This window comes from Pauljensenia sp. UMB10120 (assembly GCF_030212035.1).
Lineage (GTDB): Bacteria > Actinomycetota > Actinomycetes > Actinomycetales > Actinomycetaceae > Pauljensenia > Pauljensenia radingae_A.
Genome location: NZ_JASODH010000005.1, coordinates 199,850 through 211,752 on the forward strand (window position 1 = coordinate 199,850; position 11,903 = coordinate 211,752).

Sequence of the window (11,903 nt, forward strand, 5' to 3'; positions counted from 1 at the left end):
TTTCTTCTCTCTATCTCGGCGTGATGACAGCGATGCCTAGGGCCAGCATCGACCGCAAAAGATAGACCGCGGATTTTAGTGGAGAGTGCGAAGGAGTGCCAGCCAAGCGCTTTCTCATTGTCACCCCGACTTGCGTGATACGAAGGTTATTTTTCGAAGCGATCACTATGGCATTAATGGTATCCCCTAGATATTCTGCAGGATATTCGCGAGAATACAATTCGATTGCCTTGCATGAATATGCTTTAAAGCCGGATGTAACATCTGTTAAGTCGGTGTGGCAGATGTGCGATAGAGCCTTTCCCAAAAAACGCATTGCCCATTTTCTTGGCCCTCTCACAGCATATTTGCCGACACCTGCAAAACGCGAACCTATCACGACGTCATATCCATCGTCTAAAGTCGCAATCAAATGAGAGATGTCTTCCGGGTTGTGCTGACCATCCGCGTCCACTTGAACTGCAACGGCATAGCGAGAGAGCTGCGCAAACTTAAAGCCCGCTCGCATAGCACCGCCAACGCCAAGATTAATTGGTAGATCCAACACTTCAGCGCCCGACTCACAGGCTATGGCGACAGTCGCATCGGTCGAGCCGTCGGAGACAACAAGGACTGACGCTTCGGGGAGCGATTCCTTGACCTCTGTTATAACAGACCCGACACTCGCCTCTTCGTTCCATGCAGGAATAATGACAAGTACGCCCCCACCTACGCATGAATCGATTGCGGTTGCCCGTCTCTCAAAGGCATCAACCACTATCTCACTCCAACAGTTCTCAAAGGTATCTTGCCCCTCCGTTCAGCTCTACTCGTCACTTTTTGAGTGGACGGTTTTCGCCTAGATTACGCCCATCCACATAGTTATACGTTTTCTCTCGCAACAGTAATAAAGTATTTGATAGCTGAGCGTTTTACAGAGGAAAGGCCGCGACTGTATTCCTCACTCAAAGTGCACAACCTCATTGGATGAAGCGGACTTCAGGATTGCTTCGACCACGCGCAGCGCAGCAAGGCCGTCATTCATCGTGACGTGCTCATCGCCAACGCCCCAGATGGCGTCGCGGAAGTGCTCCTGCTCCACGGCGATCGGCTCACGCTTGGTCAAGGCGTAGCGCGTCATGGTGCCTTCGGACACTCCGCGGAATGCGGCGATCTGATCCCACTGGACAGGCATCTGGCCGTTTTCGAAGAAGGTCAGATCCCCCATCACGGTGTTGGCGACCAGCGCGCCATGCTCGCCGGTGACGATCGTGGTGCGGTCCTTGTACGGAGTGAGCCAGTTGACCAGGTGGTTGACCAGCACTCCGTTGGCGAAACGACCCGACACCGTGACCATGTCCTCGTGTTCACGCCCCGACCGGTACGCGGTCTGTGCGAATAGTTCGGCATAGGTGGAGCCGGCGACCCATGCGGCCAGATCCACGTCGTGAGTGGCCAGATCCTTGACCACGCCGACATCGGAAATACGAGCCGGGAATGGGGACTGACGACGCGTGACGATCTGGTAGACCTGACCGAGCTGCCCGTCCTGAACGCGGCGACGCATCTCCATAATCGCCGGGTTGCAGCGCTCCACGTAGCCAACAGCGCCGACAAGTCCTGCTGCGTTGAACGCATCAGCCAGACGCTGCCCGGCCTCAACACTTGCGGCAAGCGGTTTCTCAACCAGTGTGTGAACCCCAGCTTCAGCCAGTTTGAGAGCCGCTTCCTCGTGGAAAATGGTGGGGACAGCAACAATGGCGGCGTCAATCCCGGTTTCGATCAGAGCATCAACGTCTGGAAGAACAGGCATGTCACCGGCAACGCCGAAACGGTCACCACTGGGATCGGCAATGCCGACCAGATCGAACCCTTCGGTTGAGCGTGCGTTGCGCACGTGGTGACGTCCCATCGAACCGATGCCGAGGACACCCACGCGAATAGGCTGTCCTTTCTCAATGCGATGCTGCTCGGGTGCTGATGATGTCATGCGACTCACGCTCCAGCCTTGGCGCATGCGGACACGGCCTCAACGATGCGATCCAGGTCTTCAGCCGACAGGGAGGGGTGAACCGGCAGGGAGACAACCTCGCGGGCAGCCTTTTCCGTGTTCGGCAGTTCAAGACCCTCAGCGTAGGGTGCCAGGGACTGCAGGCGGTGATTCGGAATCGGGTAGTACACGCCGGAGCCGACCTGCCATTCGTCTTTCAGTGCGTCGCGGAACGCGTCGCGCTCTTCTCCGGTCGCACCTTCCAGACGGATTGTGTACTGGTGGTAGACGTGTGAGTAGCCTTCCGGCACGGTCGGGGTGACCACGCCGTCCACAGAGGCGAGACCCTCGCTGAGCTTTGCAGCGTTCTCCTTGCGGGTCTTCGTCCAGCCTGCGAGTTTCTTCAGCTGTGTGCGCCCAACAGCAGCAGCCACATCGGTCATACGGTTGTTCAGGCCGACCAGCTCATTGGCGTACTGCTTTTCCATGCCCTGGTTTCGGATCAGGCGGCAGCGGCGAGCAAGCTCATCGTCAGCGGTGGTGACCATGCCGCCCTCAAGGGACGTCATGTTCTTCGTCGGGTAGAAGGAGAAGGATCCCCAACTGCCGAACGTCCCCACCGGCTTGCCGTTGATCGACGCGGCGTGTGCCTGAGCGCAGTCTTCGAAGACCAGCAGATTGTGCTTCTTGGCGATCTCAAGGATGGCTGGCATGTTGGCCGGCAGGCCGTACAGGTGCACGACCTCGATGGCTACGGTCTTGTCAGTGATTGCAGCTTCAACGCTGGCCGGATCGAGGGTGAACGTGTTGACGTCAATATCAGCAAACACAGGGTTGGCTCCTGCGATGGCAACGGAGTTGCCGGTGGCAGCGAAGGTGAACGACGGAACGATGACTTCAGCGCCTTCCGGCAGCTGTGAGGCCAGCGTGGCGACATGCTGAGCTGATGTGCCGGAGTTGACGGCCACGCAGTTCACGCCTGCGACAACCTGCTCAGAGAATTCTTCTTCGAAAGCCTTGACCTGAGGGCCCTGAACAACCATTCCGGTTGCGAGCACATCGTCAACAGCCTGACGCTCGTCGTCACCGATCAGTGGCTTTGCAGGCGGGATAAATGCACGTTCCATTAGTGAGAAACCTCTTTCAACGTTGTCTGTCCATCACTTGATTGTTCTTCGTAGTACAGGTCACCAGTCAAAGGGCAGCGGTACAGTGTCTGCCCCTCGTTCACCGGTTCGAGAGCGCTGCGAGCGCCCTCGTCAATGTCATGTCGATCCACTGGTTCAAGGCGTGCGCCCGAGCGGCCGACCCACCCAATGCGCCTGGCTGGCACGCCGGCAACAAGGGCGAAATCAGGGACGTCCTTCGTGACGACTGCTCCGGCAGCGACTGTGGCCCATGCGCCAATCGTCACGGGCGCCACGCACACGCTGCGAGCGCCAATTGCGGCGCCTTCCTTGATGGTGACGCCAACCGGCTCCCAGTCAGATGCAGATTTGATGGTTCCATCCGGGTTGACGGCCCTGGGGAAGTGATCGTTGGTCAGGACTGCTGCCGGACCGATAAAGACACCATCGGCAAGGGATGCGGGCTCATAGACAAGGGCGTAGTTCTGCACTTTGCAGTTGTTCCCCATGCGAACGCCCTCGCCAATATAGGCACCACGGCCAACGATGCAGTTTTCACCGATGTGAGCATCTTCGCGTACCTGGGCGAGATGCCAGATGCTGGAGCCTTCGCCAATGGACGCGCTCGATGCAACATCGGCAGTATCAACAATTCTGGGCATATACCCTCCTGACGTACTGTAGCCACTTAATCATACGCACTCACAGCCCAAGATCACAGGCACCACCCGCACACTTCGGCAATGCGCAGGCAGAGCGTGCGCACCGGTGTGGAATAATGCCAGCATGGAGCGATATGAGGACACGTGGCTGATTGTGCCTTTATATAACGAGGCCACAGTTGTCGGACAGGTGATCCAGCAGGCGCGGCGCACGTTCCCGAACATTGTGTGCGTGGATGACGGGTCAAAAGATGATTCCGCCAGACAGGCGCGTCTAGCCGGGGCACACGTGGTAACGCATCCCATTAACCTCGGTCAGGGCGCGGCGCTACAAACTGGATTCGAATACTTCCTCACCCGCACCGACGGCACCTACGCCGTCACCTTTGATGCCGATGGACAACACCGCGTCGAAGACGCAGTGGCAATGCGCCGCACCTCAATCGATACCGACACGCCGATTATCTTCGGCTCCCGCTTCCTTGAAGGTCACGTCGATATTTCCAGTTTCAAGCGTGTGGTGCTGAAAACGGCAGCGCTGGTGACTCGCGTGCGCACCGGAATGAAACTGACCGATGCGCACAACGGTCTGCGATTACTGCGCCGCGACGCTGTCGAACACGTGCATTTGACGCAAAACCGTATGGCACATGCTTCTCAAATCGTTGCCCAACTGGCGCGTTCAAAGATGAAGTGGCTGGAATTTCCGGTCACGATCATTTACACCGACTACTCGCGCTCCAAGGGACAGTCACTGCTGAACTCCATTAATATCCTCGTCGAATTGCTGATGGGGTGAGCGACATGTTGACAAATTACTGGCTTATCAAGCTACTCCTGCTGGCGGGGCTGCTACTGCTGGCATGGTTCGTCATGCGTCCCATACGCAATCCGAACCAACTGGCGCTCAAACGCCTCGGCATGCTGCTGATGATCGTCTTTGCAGCATTCGCGGTGCTCTTTCCCGGTCTGCTGAACCGTCTGGCCGCCTGGCTGGGCGTGGAGCGAGGCATCAACCTCCTGCTCTACGCGTTGGTTTTGGCTTTCTTCATGCAAGTTGCCACGACGTATCGGCGCGATGCCGATACGGAAAAACGTTTAACTCAGTTAGCTCGCGCTATCGCGCTGTCAACACACCCGCCGCTTCCTCACTATCGTGATGACGATGCATATTCTGGGACAACCTCTGACAGCGTTTTCCCTGCCGATGCCAAGGATTCAACGGAACCTGTGCCAGATGGCGATGAAACGAAAGATGCCGGCGCCCCCCTCGATAATGACGCTGACGACAAGTAGCATCGGCGGTCAATCTGGGCAACGATGGCGCTTTGACCTCGGGCTGCGTACGCTGGCACGCCAGGGGCCGCATATGCACGAGGAACGACACGACAAACCTTGCAGTCTCAATAACGTTTGGATAACGATTTTCCGGTACAATCACACTCAATGAGTACAGCCAAACGATTTCTTGCGTTTCGCGCAATGCAACATAGCGCCACTGAAGTTCGATACTTCAGCGCGATTCGCGCTGTCCTCGGCGTGCTGGTCTCGCTTGTATTGTTAGCAGGCTGTACAGGCTTCTTTGTGATTAAAGATTTTCGTGACCAACTCTCCGAAAACATCATCGATATCAGCGATTTCGACAAGGGCGGCACGACCGACGAAGAGAAACCACCAGGGGATCCTTTCGCCGGCAAAGCGCTGAACATTCTGGTTTCCGGCATTGATTCGCGTAACAACGCAGACTACGCGTATGGCGATCCCGACGAGATCGACACCATTCGCTCAGATACCACGATGATCGTGCACATCTCGCAGGATCGCTCGAGGGTACAGGTGGTGTCGATTCCGCGCGACCTGATGACGACGATCCCCTCATGCCAGTCAGCCGAAGGCTACGAGACCTACGAACACTATGGTCAGTTCAACTCTGCCTTTGCTGACGGGGCAGGCAAAGATGACATCGCCGGCGGGATCGCATGCACGAAAGCGACTGTCGAGTTATTGACAGGACTTGAGCTGGACGGGTTCGTAGTCGTCGATTTCGCTGGTTTTGCGCATATGGTGGACGCGCTCGGCGGAGTCTGGTTTGACGTTCCTTCATACATTGAGGACTACAAGTCGGATATCTACTTTGATCCGGGCTGTCAGCACCTCGATGGGCGGCGAGCTCTTGATTATGCACGCGTGCGCTACGGAGTGGAGGATTCTGACGGGTCCGACATTGAGAGGATCAGCCGACAGCAAGCACTCGTGGGTGTCATGTTCACAACTTTGTTGTCGAAGAACTTCATCACCGACATGCCGGCATTGCTGTCGTTCCTCAAGCAGACTCTGGCGGCGCTCAAGATGTCCAGTGAATTCGCCGACATCACTGATGACGCGGGACTGCTCATGTCACTGGCAAGTATCAGCCGTGAAAACATCCAATTCCTCATGATGCCGAACACGCCAGACGACTACGACCCCAACAGGGTCATCGCAGTTGAGCCCGACGCCACTGACGTGTGGAACGCTCTTGCCAACGATGAACCGTACCCACCTGGCAGCGAGTACCGCGATGGCAACGGCGTGATGCGCACAGTCCCCTACCCTGAGAGTGATGGACAATCCAGTGATGACAGCTCCGGGGCATTCGACGACTCTGATAACACCGAGATTGACGGCGGTAATGCAACCAACGAGGCGCCGGGCCCTGACCCGCTGTCAGAGGATCTCTCAGATGAGTCAGCTGAGAGCACCCCAAGTTGTCCTCCGACCGGCCACTAAACGTCGAGCCGATACGTTTCGCACGCGTCCTCGTCTTTTTTGTTGTGCCGAGTGGTCGCGTGCAAGCGACCACTCGGCACCACACTGAGCGACAGGATTTGAGACACCGATCAGGCATACGAGCACCTTGAGCCCAATACAACGTAAATTAGACACCGGTACCCATTGGCGTGCCGCGAAGTCTCTCGCTTCTATGATGCTTTGCATTCTCGATTGCATGCGACGCACTGCCGAAGAACTCAACGAGTAAGGAATATTCGACGTGACAGACCATCCCCCGTCATTTGCACCTGACCCGGGTCGGTCTCGCCCTCGCGCCAATGATGCGCACAAAATCTCCGAGCATCGCCGCACGCCAGATGCGCAGCGCTCGCCAGGCCGCAGTGCAGCGAGCCACCTTCGCACAGCATCTGATGCTCCCGCAGATCCGAACCCCGCGGCCACACCTCAGCGCCGTTCCTTCCGTGATCCGTATGCTCGCCGTGGTACTCCTGACCCATCATCCAGCTCTTCTCGCGTCCAACAGTCCGGAGGAAGCAGCGTTACCCACGCTGATTCACATTCGCGTGCAGATCGTGGCGGCCCTGTCCACCTGGGCCGTGCGTCCTCACACAGCTCCGGCACCCAGTCCTCACAGCAATCCTCCGCTCGCAATCAGCCGGTGGAGCCAACCAGGCGCATGCCATCACACACCACGCCGCGCAATCAGCGGCACCAGCCACCCTCGTTCCTGCCGGCCGACCAGGTGCGTCAGCTTCAATCTCAACGCGCTGCGCTCTCTGGCACCAACGATGACGGGACGCCCGCGACGCCGCGCCAGCAGGCTTTTCATCCGCCACGCCAATGGACGATTCCTGAGCGTTCGCATCCAGCGCAACAGTACGGCTCGTCCGGCCCATATGGCTCCTCAGAGCCCTCCAGCTCATCCGCGCGCGACCGCGCACGCCCGCGACGCCGGCGTCACAGGCGCTGGCCACTCGTCCTCGTCATCATTCTGGTGCTCATCATCGGATGGCCGGCATTCCTCGTCTGGGATGCGAACCAGCACCTCGGGCGAGTTGACGCACTCACCACGAACGCGGACACTCCTGGCACCACATACCTGCTCGTCGGTTCAGATTCCCGGGCCGATGGAGCCGTCGCTGACGGTACCGAGGGCGCTCGAGCCGACTCGATTCTGCTGATCAACGTCGCGCCCAACAGTCAGGCCACCGCAATTTCACTGCCTCGCGACACGTACGTGTCGGATCCGGACTACGGCGACATCAAGCTCAACGCAGCCTACTCCCTGGGAGGTCCCAACCAGCTGGTCGCAACGGTCGAATCGCTTACCGGACTCACCGTGGATCACTACGTCGAAATCGGAATGGGCGGCGTGGGAACAATCGTTGACGCGCTGGGGGGCATCAATTTGTGCCTCGACATGGACGTGAATGACGAGCTGTCCGAGCTGAACTGGCAGGCCGGATGCCACGACGCCGATGGTCGCACCGCGTTGGCATTTTCACGCATGCGTTATTCAGATCCGCTCGGTGACATCGGCAGAGCCGAGCGCCAACGCCAGGTCATCACCAAGACCATCGGGACGGCCCTGTCCCCCAGTGTCCTGCTCAACCCGATAGCCACCCTGAGAGTTGAACGCGCCGGAGCGAGTTCACTCACCGCCGACAAGTCCGCATATTCAACCGACCTTGCCCGATTGGTGTGGGCATTCAAGTCAGCCAGTGACGCCCAACTCATGGGTGCACCGCCCATCGAATCCATGGGCTTTGAAATCGGATCTGGCTCAGCCGTTTTGCTGCGCGATACAACTGCGCCCGAGTTCTTCGCCAAAGTCGCACGCGGCCAGATCACGCCAGAGGACCTCAACCAGCTTGACGGGTAGGTCGCTAGTGCGGTCCACCTTGTAGTCGGCCGACACTCAATGGTGCGCGCCACCTGCAGACTAAACGAGCGCCACCGCGTGCGCACGCTCCCCTATCCTTGGCGGCGACATGACAAAGCCGCCCTCGTCACTGTCGAAAACACCAATGACGAGGGCGACCCGTGAGCCTGTAAGGTCCGCCGGCTCCTACTTGCTGGCGGGAACCTCAAAGTGACGAGGGCCGGCCTGCCACGCTTCCCAGGCGGAGCTGAGGATGTCATGGACATCCAGTTCGGGCGTCCAGTTCAGGTCCTTGCGGATACGGGACGAATCGCCGATGAGCTGAGGCGGGTCGCCGGCGCGGCGATCCAGCTCCTCGACCGGGAAATCCCAGCCCGACACTTCGCGCAAACCGTCTATGATCTCGCGAACGGATGTGCCTTTCCCAGTGCCAACGTTGAACACGCGATGTTCCGGCTTTCCATCTTCAAGAGCATCAAGTGCAGCGATGTGTGCCTGAGCCAGGTCGCGCACGTGGATGTAGTCGCGGATGCAGGTGCCATCCGGCGTGGGGTAATCTGTGCCGAAGATCTTGGCGGACTCGCCCTTGGAAATGCGATCCAGCACCATTGGAATCAGGTTGAGGGTCGCGGGGTCTTCCAGGTCGTTCCACCCCGCACCCGCCACGTTGAAGTAGCGCAGGCCGATCCAGTTCAGGTCCCATGCGCGTTCACAGTCCGCCATCATCCACTCGGCGATGAGCTTGGTCTCGCCGTATGGGTTGATTGGTTTCTTGTCGATGTTTTCGGGGACAACCTCGACGGGCGGCATGCCATACACCGCGGCAGAGGAGGAAAAGATCATGCGGGTGACGCCTGCATCCTGCATCGCCAGAAGCATGTTGGCCAGGCCACCGATGTTCTGTTGGTAGTACCAGGCGGGGCGCTCCACCGATTCGCCAACCTGCTTGCGGGCGGCGAAGTGGATTACTGCGTCCACGTCCTCATCGACCATGGCGTTGGTCAGAACGCCGCGAGCTTCATCGGATGCGCAATCGATTTTGATGAGTTTCGCGTCGCCGATACGGTCAGCTGTTCCGTACGACAAGTCGTCGACGACGATGACGCGTTCACCGCGCTGCTGGAGAAGCCGTACTACATGTGCGCCGATGTAGCCGGCGCCGCCACATACAAGAATACTCATGCCACTACTGTATTACGGATATGCATGCCAGGTCACGCACGTGGTGCGTGACCGTCCGACGAACTCTCAGTGTGATTCGAAGGGGGGGCGCGCATCGGTCCGAACGCTGGGCCAGATAGATGCAGGTACTGGTTGGTGGATCGACAACGGTAGTGAAAGGTGTTAGTGCTTCTGGCCACCCAGTTCATCGCGCAGGCGTGTTCCTTTGTTCATGGCAACTGCGCGCAGATCCTGCTGGAAAGCTCGCATGTGGGCGCGAAGATCGGCAGCAGCCTCGTCAGTACCGACGCTGAGGATACGTACCGCCAACAATCCAGCGTTTCGCGCACCGCCGATTGACACCGTGGCGACCGGGACGCCAGCAGGCATCTGCACAATCGACAGCATGGAGTCCACACCATCCAAGTGTTTCAGTGGTACCGGAACACCGATGACGGGCAGTTCGGTGAGCGCTGCGAGCATGCCAGGCAGATGCGCTGCACCACCGGCACCTGCGATGACGACACGCAGACCTCGTTCGGACGCTGACCTGCCGTAATTCACCATGTCTTCAGGCATGCGGTGCGCAGAAACGACACCGACCTCACAGGCGATGCCAAACTCTGCAAGGGCATCAACGGCAGGTTTCATCGTCGGCCAATCCGAATCCGACCCCATGACCACCCCGACCAGTGGATTCTGACCGGTTGGGGTCACGATAGGAAACGCGTCGCCACCCTCGCCGCGCCGAGTGGTCGCTTGCATGCGACCACTCGTGGATTCCTCTGATGGTTGTAGGTTCATGGTGCTCCGTGTCCTCTCGTGTTGTTCATTGGTGCTTTGCGCACTCACAGCGCGCCGCCACCTCATCATCAGGCAGACCCCTGTCTTAATCTCAACGTGCCACGCCGCAGAGCGTCGCCCTCGTCAATGCCGACCAGTGTGACGGGCCTAGCCGTCCTCCTCCTCCGGCTCGCCGAACAGCGCATCGACCGCCGCCTGAGCTGCGGCCTGAGCTTCTTCCACCGTAGTCGCAGATACGTTGACATGTCCGAGCTTCCGGCCGGGTCGCACCGACTTGCCGTACAGATGGATCTTTGCCTCCGGACTCGATGCCAAAGCCTGAGACAGGCCCTCGCTGGGATCGTGTCGATTCGACCCCAGTAGGTTCACCATGACCGTGGCAGGCGCCGTCATTCGCGTGCTCCCCAACGGCAGGTCGAGCACAGCGCGAAGATGCTGTTCAAACTGACTGGTCACAGACCCGTCGATCGTCCAGTGACCCGAATTGTGCGGTCGCATGGCAAGCTCGTTCACCAACACGCGCGCACCGTCAACCCCATCAGCAACAAAGAGTTCGACAGCCAAAACACCGGTGACTCCCAGCTCAACTGCAATACGCTCCCCAAGATCTTCCGCCTGCCGGGCAAGCTCGGCAGAAATACCTGGTGCAGGCACCCGCACAATGGAGCAGACTCCGTTGTGTTGGATCGTCTGAGCAACTGGCCATGAGCGCACCTGACCGGATGGATTTCGGGCGACGAGGGCGGCCAGCTCCACCGTGAATGACACCTTTTCTTCAGCAAGGAGCGGCGCTCCACGGTCGAACCAATCGTCAACACCATGAGCATCGCTGACAACCCGCACGCCGTGACCATCATAGCCGCCAACCGGTGTCTTCACGATGACCGGCCATCCAACCGCGTCGCCAAATGCTGCCAGTTCCTCGGGTGTGGTGACCTTCGCCCAACGGGGGCACGGAATCCCGGCGTCAGTGAGGCGTTCACGCATAGCGAGCTTGTCCTGCGCGTACAGCAAAGCCGATGCAGGTGGATTGATTGCAATGTCGGATCCTACTTGCCTGAGGATGTCCTGCGGAACGTGTTCATGCTCGAACGTCAGCACATCCGCGCCGCTGATGATCGTGCGCACAGCATCGATGTCCGAGGGGTCCCCCACCACTGAGTGCACAACAACTGAGCCCGTTGCACCATCCTCAGCTTCAACCAGCGCATGTAGGTCGATTCCCAGTGCAATGGCACTTTCCTGCATCATGCGCGCCAGCTGACCACCACCGATCACAGCGATGACGGGGCGAGGTGCAGAAGGCGCTGGCGCACCGCTAGGTGCCCCGGTGGTATGAGACGCCACGTGACCATTTGGCGCTTCGAGGTTGTCGACGGCTGCTGCCGTGTTTGCGGATTCTTCGACTGGTGACTGCGCAGTATTTGATGAGCTCACACATAGAATCTACCGCTCACCCGCGGCTTCGTCACATCCCAGCGCACTAGGGTTGTGTGTGTGCCGAGTGGTCGCGTGCACGCGACCAC

General features: G+C 58.8%; 11 protein-coding genes. 4 read left to right on the plus strand and 7 right to left on the minus strand.

Annotated features, from left to right (window positions below; genetic code table 11):
* Positions 1-10: 10 nt before the first annotated feature.
* The 4 genes from QP093_RS06695 to QP093_RS06710 all read right to left on the minus strand — a co-directional run bounded on the left by QP093_RS06695 (position 11) and on the right by QP093_RS06710 (position 3,758).
* Positions 11-757, minus strand: coding sequence for a glycosyltransferase family 2 protein (locus QP093_RS06695; protein WP_285015800.1), 747 nt, complete (start codon positions 755-757; stop codon positions 11-13).
* 183 nt (positions 758-940) lie between these two features.
* Positions 941-1,969: a Gfo/Idh/MocA family protein gene (locus tag QP093_RS06700; RefSeq protein ID WP_285015802.1), complete on the minus strand. Its 1,029-nt coding sequence runs from the start codon at positions 1,967-1,969 to the stop codon at positions 941-943.
* Positions 1,970-1,974: 5 nt separating this feature from the next.
* On the minus strand, positions 1,975-3,096 hold the full coding sequence (locus QP093_RS06705; RefSeq protein ID WP_285015804.1) for a DegT/DnrJ/EryC1/StrS family aminotransferase: 1,122 nt from the start codon (positions 3,094-3,096) through the stop codon (positions 1,975-1,977).
* Positions 3,096-3,758: an acyltransferase gene (locus QP093_RS06710; RefSeq protein ID WP_285015805.1), complete on the minus strand. Its 663-nt coding sequence runs from the start codon at positions 3,756-3,758 to the stop codon at positions 3,096-3,098. Before QP093_RS06710 ends, QP093_RS06705 begins: the two co-directional genes overlap by 1 nt.
* A 124-nt stretch (positions 3,759-3,882) precedes the next feature.
* On the opposite strand from QP093_RS06710, the gene QP093_RS06715 reads away from it, so the two are divergent.
* From QP093_RS06715 to QP093_RS06730, 4 genes are all read left to right on the plus strand, one after another.
* Positions 3,883-4,557 carry a glycosyltransferase family 2 protein gene (locus QP093_RS06715; RefSeq protein ID WP_058237057.1) on the plus strand — a complete coding sequence of 225 codons (675 nt, stop codon included), beginning with the start codon at positions 3,883-3,885 and terminating at the stop codon, positions 4,555-4,557.
* A gap of 5 nt (positions 4,558-4,562) precedes the next feature.
* The gene (locus tag QP093_RS06720) at positions 4,563-5,054 is read left to right on the plus strand and encodes a DUF2304 domain-containing protein (RefSeq protein ID WP_257525480.1); all 492 of its coding nucleotides are present in this window, start codon (positions 4,563-4,565) and stop codon (positions 5,052-5,054) included.
* A gap of 288 nt (positions 5,055-5,342) precedes the next feature.
* Positions 5,343-6,527 carry an LCP family protein gene (locus QP093_RS06725; RefSeq protein ID WP_285015809.1) on the plus strand — a complete coding sequence of 395 codons (1,185 nt, stop codon included), beginning with the start codon at positions 5,343-5,345 and terminating at the stop codon, positions 6,525-6,527.
* 262 nt (positions 6,528-6,789) lie between these two features.
* Positions 6,790-8,412, plus strand: a complete 1,623-nt coding sequence (locus QP093_RS06730) for an LCP family protein (protein WP_285015811.1) — start codon at positions 6,790-6,792, stop codon at positions 8,410-8,412.
* 186 nt (positions 8,413-8,598) lie between these two features.
* Here QP093_RS06730 and galE read toward each other — a convergent pair whose 3' ends face one another.
* The 3 genes from galE to QP093_RS06745 form a co-directional block, all read right to left on the minus strand.
* Entirely contained in the window at positions 8,599-9,594 is a 996-nt protein-coding gene (galE, locus tag QP093_RS06735) for a UDP-glucose 4-epimerase GalE (RefSeq protein ID WP_092648732.1), read from the minus strand.
* A 162-nt stretch (positions 9,595-9,756) separates the two neighbouring features.
* Positions 9,757-10,338 carry a 5-(carboxyamino)imidazole ribonucleotide mutase gene (purE, locus tag QP093_RS06740; protein ID WP_058237060.1) on the minus strand — a complete coding sequence of 194 codons (582 nt, stop codon included), beginning with the start codon at positions 10,336-10,338 and terminating at the stop codon, positions 9,757-9,759.
* Positions 10,339-10,524: 186 nt separating this feature from the next.
* Positions 10,525-11,724, minus strand: coding sequence for a 5-(carboxyamino)imidazole ribonucleotide synthase (locus tag QP093_RS06745; protein WP_285015830.1), 1,200 nt, complete (start codon positions 11,722-11,724; stop codon positions 10,525-10,527).
* Positions 11,725-11,903 lie beyond the last annotated feature (179 nt).